This window comes from Natronoarchaeum sp. GCM10025703, from assembly GCF_042661985.1.
Classification (GTDB): Archaea; Halobacteriota; Halobacteria; order Halobacteriales; family Natronoarchaeaceae; genus Natranaeroarchaeum.
This window is the reverse complement of the sequence record NZ_JBHSZF010000001.1, coordinates 587,899-606,587: the sequence shown is the minus strand read 5'-3', so window position 1 is coordinate 606,587 and position 18,689 is coordinate 587,899. Positions and strand designations below refer to the sequence as shown.

General features: G+C 62.6%; 11 protein-coding genes and 5 pseudogenes. 10 read left to right on the top strand and 6 right to left on the bottom strand.

Translation table 11 applies throughout. The features are described from left to right. The first annotated feature begins 207 nt into the window (after positions 1 to 207). Together ACFQH2_RS03355 and ACFQH2_RS03350 are read left to right on the top strand one after the other, a co-directional pair. Positions 208 to 651 carry a universal stress protein gene (locus ACFQH2_RS03355; protein ID WP_377056809.1) on the top strand — a complete coding sequence of 148 codons (444 nt, stop codon included), beginning with the start codon at positions 208 to 210 and terminating at the stop codon, positions 649 to 651. Then, a pseudogene (locus ACFQH2_RS03350) lies at positions 644 to 2,934 on the top strand (amino acid permease). The gene ACFQH2_RS03355 and the pseudogene ACFQH2_RS03350 overlap by 8 nt, the downstream one beginning before the upstream one ends. Position 2,935: 1 nt before the next feature. Here the strand turns inward: ACFQH2_RS03350 and ACFQH2_RS03345 are convergent. Further along, positions 2,936 to 3,076, bottom strand: a complete 141-nt coding sequence (locus ACFQH2_RS03345; RefSeq protein WP_377056798.1) for a hypothetical protein — start codon at positions 3,074 to 3,076, stop codon at positions 2,936 to 2,938. A gap of 338 nt (positions 3,077 to 3,414) precedes the next feature. Between ACFQH2_RS03345 and ACFQH2_RS03340 the strand changes: the two genes are divergently transcribed. The 3 genes and pseudogenes from ACFQH2_RS03340 (at position 3,415) to ACFQH2_RS03330 (ending at position 7,920) form a co-directional block, all read left to right on the top strand. After that, a complete protein-coding gene (locus ACFQH2_RS03340; RefSeq protein WP_377056796.1) occupies positions 3,415 to 3,846 on the top strand; it encodes a universal stress protein in 432 nt (143 codons plus the stop codon). A 3-nt stretch (positions 3,847 to 3,849) separates the two neighbouring features. Further along, positions 3,850 to 6,166: pseudogene (locus tag ACFQH2_RS03335) on the top strand (amino acid permease). Positions 6,167 to 6,264: 98 nt separating this feature from the next. Beyond that, positions 6,265 to 7,920, top strand: coding sequence for a potassium channel family protein (locus tag ACFQH2_RS03330; RefSeq protein WP_377056792.1), 1,656 nt, complete (start codon positions 6,265 to 6,267; stop codon positions 7,918 to 7,920). A 247-nt stretch (positions 7,921 to 8,167) separates the two neighbouring features. Here the strand turns inward: ACFQH2_RS03330 and ACFQH2_RS03325 are convergent, their stop codons facing one another. Further along, on the bottom strand, positions 8,168 to 9,565 hold the full coding sequence (locus ACFQH2_RS03325; RefSeq protein ID WP_377056790.1) for an APC family permease: 1,398 nt from the start codon (positions 9,563 to 9,565) through the stop codon (positions 8,168 to 8,170). A gap of 208 nt (positions 9,566 to 9,773) precedes the next feature. Here ACFQH2_RS03325 and ACFQH2_RS03320 point away from each other — a divergent pair, with 208 nt between their 5' ends. Then, positions 9,774 to 10,172 (top strand): hypothetical protein, encoded by a 399-nt coding sequence (locus tag ACFQH2_RS03320; protein ID WP_377056788.1) that lies wholly within the window; start codon positions 9,774 to 9,776, stop codon positions 10,170 to 10,172. A 153-nt stretch (positions 10,173 to 10,325) separates the two neighbouring features. Here the strand turns inward: ACFQH2_RS03320 and trkA are convergent, their stop codons facing one another. Beyond that, positions 10,326 to 11,660, bottom strand: coding sequence for a Trk system potassium transporter TrkA (gene trkA, locus ACFQH2_RS03315; protein WP_377056786.1), 1,335 nt, complete (start codon positions 11,658 to 11,660; stop codon positions 10,326 to 10,328). A gap of 137 nt (positions 11,661 to 11,797) precedes the next feature. Between trkA and ACFQH2_RS03310 the strand changes: the two are divergent. The 4 genes and pseudogenes from ACFQH2_RS03310 (at position 11,798) to ACFQH2_RS03295 (ending at position 16,875) form a co-directional block, all read left to right on the top strand. Then, a pseudogene (locus ACFQH2_RS03310) lies at positions 11,798 to 13,331 on the top strand (TrkH family potassium uptake protein). 375 nt (positions 13,332 to 13,706) lie between these two features. Next, entirely contained in the window at positions 13,707 to 14,477 is a 771-nt protein-coding gene (locus ACFQH2_RS03305) for an ABC transporter ATP-binding protein (RefSeq protein WP_377056782.1), read from the top strand. Between the two features lie 132 nt (positions 14,478 to 14,609). Next, on the top strand, positions 14,610 to 15,659 hold the full coding sequence (locus ACFQH2_RS03300; RefSeq protein ID WP_377076448.1) for an ABC transporter permease: 1,050 nt from the start codon (positions 14,610 to 14,612) through the stop codon (positions 15,657 to 15,659). Further along, a pseudogene (locus ACFQH2_RS03295) lies at positions 15,656 to 16,875 on the top strand (ABC transporter permease). Before ACFQH2_RS03300 ends, ACFQH2_RS03295 begins: the two are co-directional and overlap by 4 nt. 12 nt (positions 16,876 to 16,887) lie before the next feature. On the opposite strand, the gene ftsY reads toward ACFQH2_RS03295, so the two are convergent. The 3 genes and pseudogenes from ftsY to rpl18a form a co-directional block, all read right to left on the bottom strand. Further along, a complete protein-coding gene (ftsY, locus tag ACFQH2_RS03290; protein WP_377056776.1) occupies positions 16,888 to 18,039 on the bottom strand; it encodes a signal recognition particle-docking protein FtsY in 1,152 nt (383 codons plus the stop codon). 6 nt (positions 18,040 to 18,045) lie between these two features. Beyond that, entirely contained in the window at positions 18,046 to 18,513 is a 468-nt protein-coding gene (gene pfdA / locus ACFQH2_RS03285; protein WP_377057141.1) for a prefoldin subunit alpha, read from the bottom strand. Continuing rightward, positions 18,513 to 18,687: pseudogene (gene rpl18a / locus ACFQH2_RS03280) on the bottom strand (50S ribosomal protein L18Ae). Before rpl18a ends, pfdA begins: the two are co-directional and overlap by 1 nt. Positions 18,688 to 18,689 lie beyond the last annotated feature (2 nt).

Below are 18,689 nucleotides of genomic sequence, written 5' to 3'. Positions count from 1 at the left end.
CTCGGTAATTAAGTCCAGTCATCCATGTCGTCTGATGGCTCACGAACGAACGCATTCGTACGTATTCAGCCCATGCTCAGCAAGTGCGAATGACTTATCAACGTTCCCCGACATCCGTTCGACAATGATACAACTGTCCGACAGCAGCGGTACATCTGGCTGCCGGAATCGTTTCGCCGACCAGCACTCGCGGGGTCGGTGGAACTGATGACCGGGGACCTCCTTCAGCGGCTGGTGCTCCCCGTCGCGAGCGACGACGACGCCGAAGCGACCGCACGAGCAGTCGAACCCTATCTGACCGACGAAACGGTGCTATCAGTCGTTCACGTCGTCGAAAAAGCGGGCGGCGCGCCCGACAAGGCGGGCGTCGAACAGCGCGAGGAGTACGCCGAAGCGGCGCTCTCGCTCGTCGAGGACTACTTCGCGGAGCACCCGGTAGCAGTCGAGACCGAGATCCTGTACGGCACCGACGTCGTCGAAACTGTCGTCGACCACGCGCATTCGTTCGATGCGACTGCAATTGCCTTCCTGCCGCGCGAAGCCGGGATCCTGACGCGGCTTCTCACCGGACAGACGACGGTATCGATGGTTACAGACACCGACCTACCCGTAATCGTCCTGCCGGATCCGGACGGAGACGACGATGAGTGACGAGGAACTCGCCAAGGATCTCGGCCCGCTCGCCGCACTGACGATCGGAATCGGGACGATGATCGGTGCGGGGATCTTCGTGTTGCCCGGCCCCGCCGTCGAGCGCGCCGGGTCGCTGGTCGGCGCAGCGTTCGTCATCGGTGGGCTGGTCGCCGTCCTAACCGCGTTCGCCGTCGCCGAACTCGGGACGGCCATGCCCAAGTCCGGCGGGATGTACTACTACATCAACCACTCGCTCGGGCCGCTGTTCGGATCGATCGCTGGCTGGGGAAACTGGCTGGGCCTCGCCTTTGCGTCGGCGTTCTACATGATCGGCTTCGGAGCGTACGTCAGCGAGTTCTTCCCGCTTCCGGCGATCGATCTGATCGTGATCACGTTCGAGTCGGCGCAGGTGTGGGGCCTGCTCGGCGCGGCGCTGTTCGTCACGGTCAACTACGTCGGCGCGAAGGAGACCGGACGACTCCAGAACATCATCGTCCTCTCGTTGCTGGGCATCCTGACGCTGTTTACCGTCGTCGGCATCTGGAACGCCGACCTCTCGTCGCTGACGCCGGTCAACGCCGAGTGGTACAACGAACTACTGCCAGTGACGGCGATCGTCTTCGTCTCCTATCTCGGCTTCGGTCAGATCGCCTCCGTCGGCGAGGAGATCAAAAACCCGGGCCGGAATCTTCCCCTTGCCATCGTCGGCAGCGTCGTCTTCGTGACGATCCTGTACGGCCTGCTGATGGTCGTGATGCTCGCCGCCGTCGACGTCAGCCTGGTTGCGGGCAACGAGACCGCCGCCGTCGACGCGATGAAGGTGATGATGGAGCCGTTCGGCCTCGCGTCGATCGGCGGCGCTATCGTTCTGGTCGGCGCGCTACTTGCGACCGCATCGTCGGCGAACGCCTCGATCCTCGCGTCCTCGCGGATCAACTTCGCGATGGGCCGGGATCGGATCGTCACCGAGGAGCTCAACGCGATCCACGAGCGGTTCTCGACGCCGTATCGCTCGATCGCGCTCACCGGCGCGCTGATCCTCGGCTTCATCGCCTACGGCGACGTCGAGATGCTGGCGACCGCCGGGAGCGTCCTCCACCTGATCATCTTCGCACTCATCAACGCGGGCCTGATCGTGATGCGCGAGGCGAACCCGCCGGAGTACCAGCCCGCTTTCCGGGTGCCGCTATACCCCGTCACGCCGATCGTCGGTGCGATCGCATCGATCGCACTGATCCGGTTCATGTCCGGCACCGTCATCGCGCTGTCGATCGGCTTCGTCGTCGGTGCCGCGCTGTGGTATCTGCTGTACGCGCGAAAGCACGTCACGAAACAGGGGATTCTCGGGCAGTACGTCCAGGGTCGTGCCGACGAACTACCCGATGCGGCGGTCGACGCCGTCGACTCCGTCGAACCGGACCACGCGAACCCGACCGGCGTCAAGACCGCCGGTCCCGACGTAACCGGCGACGACTTCCGCGTGATGGTGCCGCTGGCGAACCCCGGACCGAAGACGAACTGCTAACGCTGGCGGGTGCAATCGCCAAACAGCGGGGTGGCACGGTCCACGCGGTCCACATCGTGCAGGTCCCCGATCAGACGCCGCTGGATCGCGGGGCTACGCAGGTCGACCGGATCGACGCCGAGTCCGAGAAACTGCTGGCCCGTGCACGAGAGAACGCCGAGACGTTCGGAGCACCGCTGGAAACACATACGATCCTCTCGCACCGCTCGTTCGAGGAGATCTTCGACGCCGCCCGAACCTTCGAGGCCGATCAGGTCGTGATGGGGTGGGGACCACACGCCCACGGTCGCGTCGAATCCCGCGTCGACGAGCTAACTCACAACCTGCCCTGTGACTTCCTCGTCCTGAAAGACCGCGGCTTCGATCCCTCGCGGATCCTGCTGCCGACCGCGGGCGGCCCGGACTCCGTGCTCGGAGCGGACGTGGTTCGACTGCTCCAGTCCGAGTTCGACTCCGAAGTAACCCTGCTGCACGCCGTCGGCGAGGACGAAACCGAGGCCGAGGCCGAGGCGTTCCTCAAGGAGTGGGCGGCAGAGAACGAACTCGAAGACGCCGAGCGGATCGTCGACGCCCGTAGCGTCGACACGTCGATTGCGGCCGCAGCGGAGGACGCGACCCTGCTGGTCATCGGGGCGACAGAACGCGGCCTGCTCTCGCGACTCCTCAACGAGGCGCTCGTGATGAGTGTCCTCGACGACGTGGACTGCTCGGTGCTGCTGACCGAGAAACAGCGCAAGCGGACACTGCGCGAGCGGTTGACCGGGCTGTCGAAGTAGCTTACGCCGTCGCTCGGTACGGTGTAATCGTCTCCCGGTCGAGGCCGATTTGCGAGACGGCGGTGACGACGTCGTCCAGTCGGATCGTCTCTGGTGGGGCCTTCACGTCCTCCAGATCGCCGCGTGGATACGTTCTGTACACCGTTCATCAGCGCATAGACGATCCGTCGGTCGGTCTCGCCGAGTCGCCAGTTCGTACGGGTTCTATCTCGGCACCCTATACAGTGCCCGGATCGCAAAAGAGGAGAAAAAAGAGAGAAGAGTGTAGATATGGAAACAATACCGCCCCGATGTGACCAATTCATAGACAGTATCACAGATCTTATAACGGCACCGCTGGAACGGACAGAGTAATGATCGACCCATCACGCGCACCGTGGATCGGACCGCCTTCCCGTACCGAGAGGAAGTCGCGTGTCGCTGTCCCGACGAACGAGGGACCAGCCGATGAACGCCGGTTCGAGCTAAGCGGTGATCAAAATGGATAAGGACACCTTCGAGCGGGTCCTTGTGCCGATCGCAAGCGAGGCGGATGCCGAGTCGACCTGTAAGGCTCTGCAGGAGTATCTACCTGAAAACGGCGCTGTCGTCCACATCGTCCACGTGATCGAGAAGGCGGGCGGTGCCCCCGACAAGGCGGGCGTCAGTCAGCGCGAGGAACGGGCAGAGCGGATCTTCGAGCACTCCCAGTCCGTCCTCGGGGAAACGACGACATCGCTCGAAACGGAGATACTCTACGGTACCAGCATCGCGGAGACGGTGCTGGATCACGCCCGGTCGATCGACGCCTCGGCGATCGTCTTCACGCCCCGTGGCGCAAGCCGGTGGGTGAAACTGCTCACGGGGAGCGTCGCGGAAAAGATCCTAGTCGGGACCGATCGGCCCGTCATCGTGCTGCCACAGGAGGACTGACGGATGGCCGACGAGGAGCTCGCGAAAGACCTCGGCCTGGTCTCCGCAATGATGATCGGCATCGGGACGATGGTCGGGGCAGGGATCTTCGTCTTGCCGGGGATCGCCGCCCGTGAGGCCGGTCCGATCGTCGTCCTCTCCTTTGTAATCGGGGGGATGATCGCGATGATCAACGCCCTGGCGGTGAGCGAACTCGGAACGGCGATGCCGAAAGCCGGTGGCGGTTACTACTACATCAACAGGGCGCTCGGTCCGATGTTCGGCTCGGTCTCCGGAATGGGCGACTGGATGGGACTGGCCTTCGCCTCGGCGTTTTACTGTATCGGGTTTGGCGGCTACCTGACCGGGCTACTCGACGGGACGGTGCTTGCGCTCCCGACGCTCGATTTCGGCCTGTTCATGCTGCAGGACATCCAGATCGGCGGGCTGATCGCCGGGTCGATCTTCATCGGGGTCAACTACATCGGCGCAAAAGAGACCGGCGGGATCCAGACGATTATCGTCTCCTCGCTGCTGTTGATCCTCGCGGTGTTTTCCTTCTCGGGGCTGTTTTATTTCGACTGGGGCACCGTGATTACCGACGGCAGCGTCGCACCGCTGGGTACGACCGAGATCCTCCCCGGCACTGCGCTCGTGTTCGTCTCCTTCCTCGGCTACGCCAAGATCGCGACCGTCGCGGAAGAGCTGAAAAACCCCGGCCGGAACCTTCCGATCGCGATCATCGGGAGCGTCGGCATCGTGACCGTGATCTACGCGATCATCGTCGGTCTGATGGTCGGGATCATCCCCTACGATCAGCTTTCCGAAGAGGTCCCCGTCTCGCAGGTGTCGGAGATCACCTTCGGAGCGCTACCGACACTCGGTTCCGGGCCGCTGTCGCTGTCACTGAGCGCGGTCGGCGTGACGGGGATCACCGTCGCTGCGCTGCTGGCAACGGCGTCGTCGGCCAACGCCTCGATCCTCTCGTCGGCCCGGATCAACTTCGCGATGGGCCGTGACAGGATCGTCACCGACTGGCTCAACAAGATCCATCCGACCTACGCGACGCCGTACCGCTCGATTGCGCTCACCGGTGGGATGATACTCGTCTTTATTATCGCGCTTGGCCAGGATCTGAAGATCCTCTCAGCGCGGCGAGCGTCCTCCACCTGATCGTTTATGGGCTGATGAACGTCGCACTGATCACGTTCCGGGAATCGGACGTTCCTGGCTACGATCCTGACTTCCGGGTGCCGTTCTACCCGATAACGCCGATTCTCGGTGTCATGCTGTCGTTTGGCCTCGTATACTTCATGGATCTGGAAGTGATCGCTCTCAGCATGGCCTTCGTTGTGGCGGCGCTACTGTGGTATCTGTTCTACGCACGCGGAGAGGCCACCGAGGACGGCGTTCTCGGCCAGCAAATCCTCGAACGCTCCGAGGAGATGCCCGACGCCGCGGTGTCGGCCGCCGAAGCCGCCAGTCCCGACGAGACCCGGCCCTACCGGGTGATGGTGCCGCTCTCGAACCCACGCACTGAGGGACCGCTCCTGGATCTTGCCGGTACGATCGCCAAGGAACGGGAGAACGGCATCGTCCACGCCGTCCACATCGTGCAGGTCCCCGATCAGACGTCGCTCAATCGGGGCGCAGAACAGCTCGACCGGATCGACGATGAATCGGAGAAACAGCTCAAACGTGCCCGCGAGCAGGCCGCCGACAGAGACGTCGAGATCGAGACGTCGACGATCCTGTCTCATCGCTCGTTCGAGGAGATCTTCGACGCGGCGCGGCAGTTCAAGGCCGACAAAGTCATCATGGGCTGGGGCGGTGGCCGGCCGTGGACTGCGGGCCGAGCCGAGCGGCCGATCGACGAGCTAACCCACGACCTGCCCTGTGACTTCCTGGTCCTGAAAGATCGCGATTTCGACCCATCGAAGATCCTCATCCCGACTGCGGGCGGCCCGGACTCAGACCTGAGCGCAGAGTTGGCGCGGACGCTCCGGTCGGCGGTCGAGTCGGAGATCAGCCTGCTCCACGTCGTCGACAGTGAAGACGAGCGCGAGGCGGGCGAGCAGTTCCTCGCGGACTGGGCGGCCGAGCACGGCTTCGGCGACGCAGTGCTCAGGGTCGATGACTCCGGCGACGTCGAGGAGCGATCGCCGAGGCCGCGGAGGATCACACACTCGTGCTACTCGGTGCGACCGAGCGCGGGCTGCTCTCGCGGCTGGTGAACCGCTCGCTGGCGCTGGATGTCGTCGACGAGGTCGACGCGTCCGTGATCCTGGCCGAACGACCGACCGACCGGTCGCTACGCCAGCGGCTGTTCGGGCGGCGATAGGGTCCTCGACGGCCCGATAACCTGCGGGCCGCGTCGGACGATCACCGCACCGACGCCGTGAGCGACACTCTTTTGATGGGTTAAGCGCGAGGCTTTGTATGAGTCGCGTCAGACGTCGTGCAGCGTACTATCTCCTCTCTATTGCGAGTCTTATCATCGTCTTCTCGGTCGCCTACGATGTGGCAATGAAAACCTTCGAGCCAGGGCCATACCCGCCGGCCGGTACCGATCTTTCGCTCCTTCATTCGATGCAGGTGGTCGTCGAGACGTTCACTGCCACCGGGTACGGCTCTGACTCGCCCTGGCAGAGCGCCGAACTGAACCTGCTGATCATGGTACTCGACCTCACCGGTGTGGCGCTGTTCTTTCTGGCGCTACCGGCTGTGTTCGTCCCGCTGTTCCAGGACGCGCTCTCGCCGTCCGCACCAACGGAACTCGAAGAGGCAATGCACGATCACGTGATTATCTGCTCGGACACCACCCGGGCGGAGTCGCTGATCGAGGAACTGGAGTCGAAAGGGATCGAGTACGTCGTCGTGGAGCCGAACCGCGAGCGTGCGGTCGAGTACCGGGAGAACGGCCACACGGCGATCCAGGGCGACCCGGAGTCGATCGAGGACCTCCAGGCGGTCGACATCGCTGATGCCCGGGCACTCGTCGCGGACGGGGCCGACCGGATCGACGCGAGTATCGTCCTCGCGGCGAAGGAGGCTAACCCGGACGTAGAGACGATCAGCGTCGTCGAAGACTCGACCCTGGCGAAATACCACCGGCTGGCTGGGGCAGGTGACGTCCTCACACCCCGGGCAGCGCTCGGGGAGGGGCTTGCCAGAAAACTGACAACGACGGTCAGCACTGATCTCGGCGACTCATTACGACTCGGGGAGGATATAGAGATCGCCGAACTGCCGGTACACGAGGGAAGCGATCTGGCTGGACAGACGCTCGGTGAGAGCGGCCTCAGGGAGCGATACGGCGTCAACGTCATCGGGACGTGGCTCAGAGGCGACTTCGAGACACCGCCGTCGCTCGACACGCCGATGGAGCGGGGGACGACACTGCTCGTAACTGGAACCGAATCCCAGCTAGATCGGCTCCGCCGGGAGACGGTGGGCACCGTTCGCGGTCTCCGTCGGGGCGAGACGATCATCATCGGCTACGGTGAAGTGGGCCAGACCGTTGCCACCGCTCTGGAGGAGGCGGGAGTGCCATACGTCACCGTCGACGAGACGGAAAAGGATGGCGTCGACATCGTTGGCGACGCGACGGACCCCGAGATACTGCGGGAAGCAGGGATCGAGCGGGCGAATTCGGTCGTGCTTGCCCTGCCGGACGATACGACGACCGAGTTCACGACGCTGGTGATCCGAGATCTGAACGATTCGATCGAAATCGTCGCCCGCGCCCAACAGCAACGGGCAGTACAGAAGACCTACCGTGCTGGGGCAGATCACGTCCTCTCGCTGGCGACCGTCAGCGGGCGCTCGATCGCCACGCGAGTCGTCGACGACGAAGAGGTGCTCAACGTCGGTTCGAGCGTCGAACTGGTACGGACGACGGCGCCGAAGCTATCCGGAAAGTCGTTGCAAAGCGCCGACGTTCGGGAACGAACCGGCTGTACGGTCGTCGCCATCGAGCGCGACGGCGAGGTGCTGACCGATCTCGACGCGGATACCGAGTTCATCCCCGACGACGAAATCGTGGTTGCCGGGACGGACCAAGGAACGAACTACTTTATCGAACAGTACGGGTAAGAGGCCTTGTCGTAGTTGTATCAGAGACAGTTCTCGGCGACCGTGCCTGAATACAGCGCCCGCATGTCACACGATCCAGAGCGTGGTTGACGCCGATCAGTAATTGTTCAGTACAGGGAACTCACGTACCAGTGGTTCCGTTGCATAATCCGTCACCTATCAAGAACGCCGTGCGAGAGACAGAGGATCACGGTCTGACGAGACTTCTGAACACGAGAGTACAGAACAGCCCGCTCGTTGGAGGTTCTCAGTCCTCGTCTTGTTTTGAACTGGTGGTAACCTCATCCAGTGGGTCCGACAAATCCGGCTCACGATCGAAGTACGTTGCTAGTGCCCCGGTACGGTCAGTACGTGAGCGTGCATAGGCAAGGTACCAGACGACACTTCCGACAACGATTCCAATGGCACCAATGATCGAGAGTAGTCCCATCTGAATGATCAATATAACACCACCGACCACGCCGAGAATCTGCAGTACGGGGTATCCGGGAGACCGAAATTCCGGGTTATAGAAATCGACGCCGGCCTCCCGAAAGACGATCACAGAGACGTTTTCCAAGGAGAAAACAAGAATGAGAAAGGCACTGGCCAACTTTGCAAGATTGACAACTGGAACGAACGCGATGAGCGCAAGCAACACCCCACCAGTCACGAGAACAGCGTTTACCGGCGTCAAAAACCGGCTGTTGATCCGGCCAACCTGATCAGGCAAGAGCGAGTCACGACTCATTGCAAGGAGGAACCGTGAGGTTCCGAGAACACCCGCATTTGCCATGCTAGTAAGTGCAAGCACAGCGGTAATAGCGACCACCGTGACACCCACACCACCGAACACCCTCTCGGCACTATCGGCCATCGGAGTGAGCGAGGTGCCACCATCCGGGCCGCCGTGGATGAGGGTCTCAGCCGGCACAACACCGACGATGACGCCCACGACAGCAGTATAAATCACCATCATCACTCCAATAGAGATAAGCATTGCACGTGGAATGTTACGGCCTGGTTCAGTGATCTCCTCGGCAACAGAGGCTACTTCTCCGATCCCAGCATACGAAACGAAGACGAACGCAGTGGCGGTGGCAATCCCACCGATTCCGTGGGTGACAAACGGCGTGTATGATACTGACTCTAAGGGTTCGACCCCACCGACGACGTAGGCGCCAAGCACGAGTACGACGAACGTTACCAGAACACCCTGTACCTGGCCGCTTTTTTCAGTCCCGACGATATTGAGTAGGATGACAACGGCCCCGAGCCCAAGTGCGACAACTTTCACGAGGCTAGCCGGAATACTCACGAGCAATAATAAGTATGCACCGAGGCCGACGAGCGCAAACGCACTTTTGAATACAAGTGAAAACCAGACACCGATACCTGCAATCGTGCCAAACAGCGGACCCATCGCCCGGTCAATGTAAATATAGGTGCCACCATCTTCCGACATTGCTGTCGCCATTTCCGCCTTTGAAAGCGCGTTCGGGAGGACGATTAACCCCGCTAGCAGGTAGGCAACGATGATTGCTGGTCCTGCCTTCTTGTATCCAACTGCAGGGAGAACAAAGATGCCGCCACCGATCATTGCACCCATACTCAGCGTCACTGCTGAATAGAGTCCTAGATCTCGTTTCAGTTCCCCATCACTCATTGCTTATTCTGGCCTTGGAAGAGGTTATTACTCCGTATAGATTAATTTGATGGTAATGATTTTCCGTTTCACCCAATAGTGAAAGTATATTTTAGTATATTATCATCCACTACACCGTGTGATATATACCTCTGCCCTGAGTATTTCTTCTATACACTGGACGATATGGTAGACCCACCAGGCATCACAACCGTGTGTTGATATTCACATGTTCCCCATCCAACTGAGAACAGACGAGAGTACCACTCTAATAGCGGAGGTTCTGCAACTATCAGCAGAGATCGGGGCCGAAGGAGCGATTCTGTTCGGCGGAGTTCTCGTTCTATACGTTATTACAGGAGTTATCATGACAACAATTATGAAAATGGGGGCTCCGTATCCGACATTTTCACTCGAAGCGGATCCCGTATTCCTAATCACCAGCACAATTGTTGGAATTTTCTCCGTTCAAGGCGCCGGGTCATTGCTCTTATACCATTTGTTCGTCGGAATCAAAGACGAGTCGGCCCCATCGGTTATGCTGAGTCTCATCGCGTTGGGAATCGGAGGCACCCTCCTCGGTATAACATTACCAGAGACCTGGGGACTTGTCATCAATTATATTTGACGGTCAATTGAGCGAATGGTTCACGCGTTTCAGAAGTAAAACAAACGAAATCATCGTGCTGAGCGTATGCTCTGTATTCAGGACGTAGTGTCTATCAGATGGAGAGGAGTTCAGCAGAGTAGGTAAAACTGCTAATCGGCGGCCCGGCCGGAATCAGATCGCACTCGTGATGTCGTCGATCATCTCCGTTTCAGTGAACAGGACAACGTGATCACCGGCCTCGATCACCGTATCGCCGCGGGGGATCACCAGTGTTCCCTGACGCGAAATCGCGCCGATCACGACGCAATCCGGGAGTAAGTCGGTCGCATCCACAATGCGCTGGCCTACGATCGGGCTCTCCTGACTGATCTCGAGTTCGAGCACCTCGGCCCGATCGTGTTCAAGCATCGCGATCTTCTCCATCTGTTCGTCGCGGGTGAACCGAACGATCTCTTCGGCGATCTCCTCGCGTGGGCTGATTGCGACATCGATACCGACGGTCTCGAACAGTTCGGCGTACTCGGTGTTCTCGATCACCGAGATCGTCCGGTCGACGCCGATCTTCTTGGCGAGCATCGACACAAGCAGGTTCCGGTCGTCGTGTTTCAGCGCCGCGACGATCATGTCGGCCTCGTCGACGTGCTCGCGTTCGAGGAAGTCAATATCGGTTGCGTCGTGCTCCCAGACCGACGTGTTCGGGAGCTGTTCTGCGATCTCTCGGGCACGGTCGTGATCCTGTTCGATCAGCTGAGGGCGATAGCCGTGCTCCTCGAACAGCCGAGCCGTCTGAAAGCCGATCTCGCTGCCGCCGACGATCACGACTTCCTCAATGTCGTCGCCGCCGGACCGGATGGTATCCGTAGCGAAGTCCGACACGGAGTCGGCACTCCCGATGACGACCACCCGATCGCCCGGCCCGATGACGGTGTCACCGCGGGGCAGGATCAGTTCGTCGTCACGGAAGAGGGCTGCAAAGGTGAGCGAGTCGTAGCGGTCGGCCTCCTGAACCGTCTGGTTGGCGACGGGGCTTTCGGCCCCGACCTCGAACTCGGCCATCCTGACGAGGCCACCGATAAAGGAGTCGACGTCGTGTGCACCGGGAAAGCCCGACAGACGGAAGATGGCCTCGGCGGTGAGCAGGTTCGAGCTCGCCATGAAGTCGACGCCGAACGCGCTCTCGGTCCCCTGCCACGTCTTCAGGAGGTTGTTGCGCTTGACGCGGGCGATCGTGAACACGTCGCCCGTCGTCTTTGCGACACCGCAGGCGACGATGTTCGCCTCGTCGTTGTCCGTCGAAGCGATCAGCAGGTCGGCGTCCTCGATCCCGGCCTCCTGGAGCGTCGAGAGATCAGTCCCGTCACCCTGGATCACCAGCGCGTCGATCTCGTAGGTAAGGTCGTCGACGAGTCCCTCGTCGCGTTCGATAACGACGACATCGTGAGTCTCGGAGAGGTTCTGGGCGATCGACTGGCCGACCTCCCCGGCACCGACGATTATCACGCGCACGAGTACTCAGCCCCGTTCATGCTACGGGAGTTGAGCAGGCGGTGATATGTGCCTTACGGAGCAGTGCGTATTCGTTCCGATGATTTATTGTGCTACGAGAGGGTGCAACCGAGCATGCACGTATCGGGGGACAACAGATGAAGTGGCAGATCGACTGGCGGGCAGGCCTCTCGCTCGTCGGAACGGTCGTGCAGTATCTCGCGTTGACGATGCTTGTCCCGCTAACCGTCGCCGTCGTCTACTGGGAGGACGTCTGGGTGTTCCTGGCCTCGATTGCCATCGCTGTGAGCGTCGGCTGGGCGCTCGAACGCCTCGATCCGGATCCCGATATCGGACCGGAGGAGGCATTGTTGCTCGTCGCGGTCTCGTGGGGGGCGGCGGCACTGATCGGGACGATACCCTACCTGCTTGCGGGCTACGGAACGGGATCGACGCTTGCGCATCCGATCCACGCGCTGTTCGAGTCGACGAGCGGCTTCACGACGACCGGTGCAACGGTGATGGGTGAGATCAGCCTCGATCAGCATTCTCACGCACTCCTGATGTGGCGACAGCTAACACAGTGGCTGGGCGGGATGGGGATCATCGTCCTGATGATCGCCATCCTGCCCGAAGTAGCGGTCAACGGCGCACAACTGATGCAGTCGGAAGCGCCCGGCCCGACCCTGCAGAAACTGACGCCGAAAATCGCGGAGACTGCACGAGCGCTCTGGTTGGTCTACTTCGGCTTTACCGTCCTGCTCGTCGTCCTGCTGTACGGACTCAGTCTGACGGGGATGGCACCGAATATGGATTTCTACAACGCCGTCGCACACGGCTTCTCGACGATGCCGACCGGCGGGTTCTCTCCACAGGCTGATAGTATCGCGGCGTTCTCGGCAGCCGTCCAGTGGGTGATCATCCCGTTCATGGTGATCGCCGGGGTGAACTTCGCGCTGTTCTGGCACGTGCTCCGTGGAGAGGCTAGCGAACTGACGAAAAACCCCGAGTTCCGAACGTACACCGGTGCGATCGCTGTCCTGATCGCGGTCCTGGCGTTCGTGCTGCCCGCGGTGCAGCACCGGTCCTCGAACTCGGCGGCGCAACCGAGGGGTTCACGGAGAACACGCTTCGGCAGGCCGCCTTCCAGGTCGGCTCGCTGATGAACTCGACTGGCTTCGCGACGAGTGACTTCGCACAGTGGGACGCACACGGACAGATGGTGCTCCTGTTTGCGATGTTCATCGGCGGCTCCGCCGGATCGACCGGCGGGGGATCAAGGTAATCAGGTGGCTCGTCGTGATCAAGACGGTTCGTCGCGAACTGTTCCTTACGGCCCACCCCGACGCCGTCCGGCCGGTCCGACTGGCCGGAAACGTCGTCAGCGAGGACGCGGTCCGCGGCATCGTCGCGTTCACGCTGCTCTATCTCATGCTGTTTGCCGTCTCGGCGGTGTTCCTCTCGCTGGACTCGGCACGGATCGGCTACCAGCTAACCGTCCTCGAAGCGTTCAGCGCCTCGCTGGCGACGATCGGCAACATCGGCCCGGGCTTTGGCTCGCTCGGGCCGTTCGGTAGCTATCTCCGGTTCTCGAACGCCTCGAAACTGCTGATGATCTTCCTGATGTGGGTCGGGCGTCTGGAGATCGTGCCGGTGCTCGCGCTGTTCGTCAGCGGCTGGGACCGCTCGTAGCGCTATCGACACCCTCGAAAGCCCCCTGACGCGCCGACAGCGCTTCGTATCTCGACGAGAGACACGGATAGCGAGCGCGCCGAGCGTCGACTCCCGATCGACTGGACTGACGAACGGCCGAAAGAGCGACCGGAACAGGGTCGTTACTCATGATCAACCACGGACTGATATCCGAGAGAACGACCGCTACGGGCGGTGTCAGCCGATGTTGAGCAGTAGTCGACCGATAGCTACCCCGGCATCGAAGCAAGCGAGGGAGATCATAAACCCGCTGCGTGGACCATCGCGTCAGTGGTCCGAAAAGAGGGATTATCTACGGCCCACCGGAAGTAAGCCCAGAGAAACAATGGGTAGACAGCCTGTCTCACCGACTGCGTGGGATTCACTGATCGCTCGCCGCGGGCATCACGCCCGTCAGACGCCGAGGGGAACGCCGAAACGAGTCGGGGGGCTGCGGTTCGTCTCGACGAGGTGAGCCACGAGTACAGGCTCGGGAGCGGCCGGTTTCGTTCCGGGCCCGACCGCTCGCTGCTGGCGCTTCGGGACGTCTCGTTAGAGGTTCAGTCCGGAACGATCCTCGGCCTGAAAGGCCCCAGTGGCAGCGGGAAATCCACTCTCTTGCACGCCGTCTCGGGCCTCCTCGTGCCGACCACCGGCGAGGTTTCCCTGCTGGGGATCGACCTCACCGAACTGAGCAGTCGCAGACGCACACGGGTCCGGCGGCGACACGTCGGAATCGTCTTTCAGGGCTTTCACCTGCTGCCCTCGCTGTCGGCCCGGGCGAACGTCGCCCTCCCGCTCGTCGGCGCAGGCGTCGGGCGCACGAAGCGACGCGAGCGGGCGACCGAGTTACTCGAGGCTGTCGGACTCGGTGACCGGACCACCCACCTTCCGGGCGAACTAAGCGGCGGCGAGCGCCAGCGCGTCGCTATCGCACGGGCGCTCTCGACCGATCCGGACGTGATCGTCGCCGACGAACCGACCGGCGAACTCGACACCGAAACGGGAGCGGCCGTACTGGAACTGCTGACGGCGCTCGGGCGGGACCGAGCGGTTCTGCTTGCCTCACACGATGCCGCGACCCTGGCCGTCGCTGATCACGTCTTCAGTTTGCACGACGGGCAGGTGGTCGGTCGTGAGCGATGACGGCGGGGGCCGCGACGACGCCGCATCAGAGGAGTCATCGGACTGACGCTGACACGGCTCTGGAAACAGGCGACGCAAACGACCTCGGGCCGACTCGTTGCCACCCTCGCCGGCGTCGCGCTGACCGTCGCCATGCTGTTGCTCGTCACCGGCGTCGCAATCGCGCTCGCTGGCGGCGGCGTCGCGACGGCAGACGACGCGGACGTCCGGATCACATCCGACGGCGAGACGGTCGTATCGTCCATCGACGGCGTCGAAGGGACGCGCCTCGGGGCGGTGAGCGAGCAAGCCGAGAGCATCCGATCAAAGGAGGGCGTCGAGCACGCCTCGCCAGTCCTCGTCGAGCCGACGACCCTCGAACCCGCCGACGGCGGCGAGTCTGCCGTTCTGGTGCTCGTCGGTGTCGTCCCGGACGAGGAGCCACGAACGGTGGCCGGGCTATCGACTGCGGCACTCGAGACGAGCGATAGACGACAGATAGTCCTCTCCGAGACGGCCGCAGACCGGTTCGATGGCGACGCCGAGCAACTGGTACGTGCCAGCTATCGCAGCGACAGCGATACGGCGTTCACTGTCACGGCAACGGAACCGTCGACGGTCGAAGATGCCTCCGTCGCGCTGGTTCATCTCGACGACCTGCAGGCGTTGTCAGGAGCAGCAGATGACGACCTTGCGGATCGAATGCTGGTGTGGGGTGACCGCGACGCGGCGGCCGCCGCCGGAGCGGACGCCTACCCGGACGCCGCAGTCGAACGAACGGGGGCGGCGAGTCCGGCATCCCTGTTCGACGACGAACTCGCCTTCGTGACGAGTCTGCTCGCACTCGTGGTTGGCATCGGCATCTGTGCGTCGTTCATAACGACGACGATGGGGATGACCGTCGACGAAGACCGACGCGTACTCGCAGTGCTCGAAGCCGTCGGGTTTCCGGCATACAGCCGACTCGCCATCGTGGCCGTCTCGACGCTCGTCACCACGCTGGTCGGGGCCCTGGTCGGCATCGCGCTGGGGTGGGCAGGGATCTACGCCGCGAACTACCTCGCCGGGGCGGCCGTCGCTGCAGTGCATCCGCTGTTCGTTCCCTACGCCATCGGCGTTGCGCTCATCGCAGGCCTGCTCGCCGTCCCGTACCCGCTGGTCGTCGCCGCACGAACGACCGTCCTCGAGGAGGTGGGACGGTGAGCATCCGGCGCGGGGTCGTGCAGGTGAGCGCTGCGGTGGGCGTCGCGGCGGCACAGCTCCGTCGCTCGCCCGGACGGACAGCCATGACCGTCCTCGCAGTCGCAGCGGCGGTGCTCGCGGTGACCCTACTGGCGAGTCTCGGTGTCGGCGTTGTGGAGGTGGGCGAGGAGAGCCTTGCCGACGCCGACCGCGACCTCTGGCTCACGAACGAGGACGCGGCAACCGAGAACGCCATCAGCGACGCAAGCGAGGTCGCCGCGGCGCTCAAAGGGCGTGAGGACGTCAGAACCGCCTCGCCGATCGCCCTCCACGAGGTGTATCTCGGGAGTGAAGAGGGGAGTTACGCCGCGTCTCGGCCGTCGGCGTCCACGAGACCCACGGCGGGTACGACTTCCAGCAGGGCGGCGGCTTCGAACTGGAGCCTGCGGATTACCGGACCGCACCGCGCTCAGCACCTGTGAGCAACGAGATCGTGCTCGATCCGCGCACCGCCCGAGCGCTCGACATCTCGGTCGGCGATTCGATCCGGATCGGATCGAGCAAGCAGACGGCCGAGCACGAGTTTACAGTCGTCGGTACGTCCTCCCACCACTCGACGCTGCTTGGATCACCCGCGGCGACGGTTCCGCTGGCCGACCTCCAGTATCTCGCCGGGACGAGCGGTACCGACCGGGCCACGTTCATCATGGCCGATACGGCCGAGGACGCCGACAGCGTCGCCGTTCGCGACAGCCTCCGGCGCGAGTATCCCCAGTACGACATCCAGACCAGCAAACAACAGGTCGAGACGGTGCTCACGGACAGGCCGGCCGTGATCGCAAGCGGCGTGACGCTGGTCGGCCTCGCAATCGTCGGCAGCACGGTGTTACTCGTCAACCTGTTCGTCCTCGTCGCCTACCAGCAACGCGACGAACTCGCCGCGCTCCGGGCTATCGGGCTCTCCCGACGGCTGCTCGCCGGAACGATCGGTGTACAGGGGCTCTTCGTCGGCATGCTCGGTGGCGTCGTCGGACTCGCGGCAACGCCACCCCTCGTCACCGGGCTAAACCGCGTCGCGGCGTCGACCGTCGGCATCGAGGAGTTACTGCTGACGCCCGTCGAAGTGTACGCGGTCGGCTTCGCGCTCGCGCTCGTCGTCGGTGGTATCGCCGCTATCGTGACCGGTTGGCACGCCGGGCGCTACGCGCGGCAGAACAGCTACAGGCGTAAAAAGTAGGTCGAAGCGGCCTCAGCCGTCGATCCCGAGCAGTCGATCGACCAGTACCTCGGGTTCGAACTTCTGCAGGTCGTCGTAGCCCTGCCCGACCCCGAGAAAGAGGATCGGCTTCCCGGTGACGTGAGCGATCGATATCGCCGCGCCACCCTGCGAGTCCGCGTCGGCCTTCGTGAGGACCGTCCCGTCGATCTCGGCAGCAGTGTTGAACTGCCGGGCGCGCTGGACTGCGTCCTGTCCGGCAACCGCCTCGTCGACGAACAACGTCATGTCCGGATCGACGACGCGCTCGATCTTCTCGAGTTGCTCCATCAGATCGTTGCTCGTGTGGAGCCGACCGGCCGTATCGCCGAGCACGACGTCGACGTCGTTGGCCTCGGCGTACTCGACGCCGTCGTAGATCACGGCGGCAGGGTCCCCGCCCTGCTGGTGCGTGATCAGTTTCTTGTCGAGCCTTTCGGCGTGCTCCTCGATCTGTTCGTTTGCCCCGGCACGGTAGGTATCGCCGTTTGCCAGCACCGACGAATAGCCCTGTTCCTCGAGATACTGGGCCATCTTCGCGATCGAAGTCGTCTTCCCCACGCCGTTGACGCCCGTGAAGATCATCACGAGCGGCTTGTCGGCCTCGGCGACGCGCTCGTCGAAGTCGAACTGCCCGACGCTGATGACGTCGATCAGCGCGGTACGGAGCGCGCGCTGGACAACGCCAGTGGTACTCTTCGTAAAGCGGTGAGTCTCGCCGATCGTCTCCTCGCGGATCTTCTCCAGGATCTCGTCGACGACCGTGAGTTCCACGTCGCTCTGGAGCAGCGCCATCTCGAGTTCGTCGAGCGGCGCTTCGAGGTCTTCCTCCTCGATGATCGTCTGCCCGGTCGCCGCCGACTTCGCCCGTTTGGCGAACCCGGGACCGTTCGACTCCTCTGCGGGCTCCGTCTCGGCGGGTGCGGTTTCGGGAGCAGCCTCCTGGGCCGTCGCTGGCCCGTCGGCGGTCTCCGTGTCAGCGGCAGTGTCGGCCTCCGCCTCGCCGGCGGTTGCCTCGGCCGCTTCCGCTTCGGCCGCTTCCGCTTCGCCTTCAGCTTCGGCGGCCTCCGCGTCGGCTTTCTCCGCGGCGGACTCCTCTACGTCCTCGCGGAAGCTCCCGAGTTTCTCCTTGAGGCTATCGAACATCCCTGCTTACTGCTCGTCGCCTTCCTGCTCTTGCATCTGCTGCATCTGCTGCTGCATCTGCTGTTGCTGGAGCTGCTGAGCCTTCTCTTCGATCTGGCTGCTCTCGGACTCGAGCTCTGCGATGTCTTCTTCGACGCCCTCGATCTGCTCTGCGACGTCGTCCTGTTTGGCTTCAAGCGTCTCGATAGCGTCGCCCTGTGCTTGCTCGGCCGCGTAGCCGCCGCCGAGGCCGACGATCACTTCGTCGATGTCCTGAACGTCAGCGCGCAGGTAGGCACCGCCGCCGAGCGGAACCTGCACGGTCGAATCGGACTCGAGCGTCTCGATGGCCTCGATGGCCTCGTCGATCTCCTCGGACTCGGTTTCGAGTTCGTCGACCTGACCCTCGAGGAGTTCGATCTGCTCCTGGATCTCCTGTAGCTGCTGGCTGAGCTCCTGCAGTTGCTGCTGGCCACCACCGCCGCCACCGCCCATCATTGTTCGACACCCTCGATCTGGATCTGGGGGCGCTTGAGGCCGTGTTGGCTCCCGAGGTTAGCGTAGGTTCGTTCTTCAGCAACGTCTTCGTTCTCCGCGTCGACTGTGGATTCTGAAATCCTGCCAGCCGCCGCGAGCCTGAAACTTCCCGTTAACCGTAAATTGGCTCATAC

What these genes read in the sequence shown, in the direction of transcription:
- ACFQH2_RS03340 (WP_377056796.1), top strand. Translation starts at nt 3,415, where the DNA reads ATGGATAAGGACACCTTCGAGCGGGTCCTTGTGCCGATCGCAAGCGAG.
- ACFQH2_RS03355 (WP_377056809.1), top strand. Translation starts at nt 208, where the DNA reads ATGACCGGGGACCTCCTTCAGCGGCTGGTGCTCCCCGTCGCGAGCGAC.
- ACFQH2_RS03330 (WP_377056792.1), top strand. Translation starts at nt 6,265, where the DNA reads ATGAGTCGCGTCAGACGTCGTGCAGCGTACTATCTCCTCTCTATTGCG.
- ACFQH2_RS03325 (WP_377056790.1), bottom strand. Translation starts at nt 9,565, where the DNA reads ATGAGTGATGGGGAACTGAAACGAGATCTAGGACTCTATTCAGCAGTG.
- ACFQH2_RS03300 (WP_377076448.1), top strand. Translation starts at nt 14,610, where the DNA reads ATGCTGTTGCTCGTCACCGGCGTCGCAATCGCGCTCGCTGGCGGCGGC.
- ACFQH2_RS03320 (WP_377056788.1), top strand. Translation starts at nt 9,774, where the DNA reads ATGTTCCCCATCCAACTGAGAACAGACGAGAGTACCACTCTAATAGCG.
- pfdA (WP_377057141.1), bottom strand. Translation starts at nt 18,513, where the DNA reads ATGGGCGGTGGCGGCGGTGGTGGCCAGCAGCAACTGCAGGAGCTCAGC.
- ftsY (WP_377056776.1), bottom strand. Translation starts at nt 18,039, where the DNA reads ATGTTCGATAGCCTCAAGGAGAAACTCGGGAGCTTCCGCGAGGACGTA.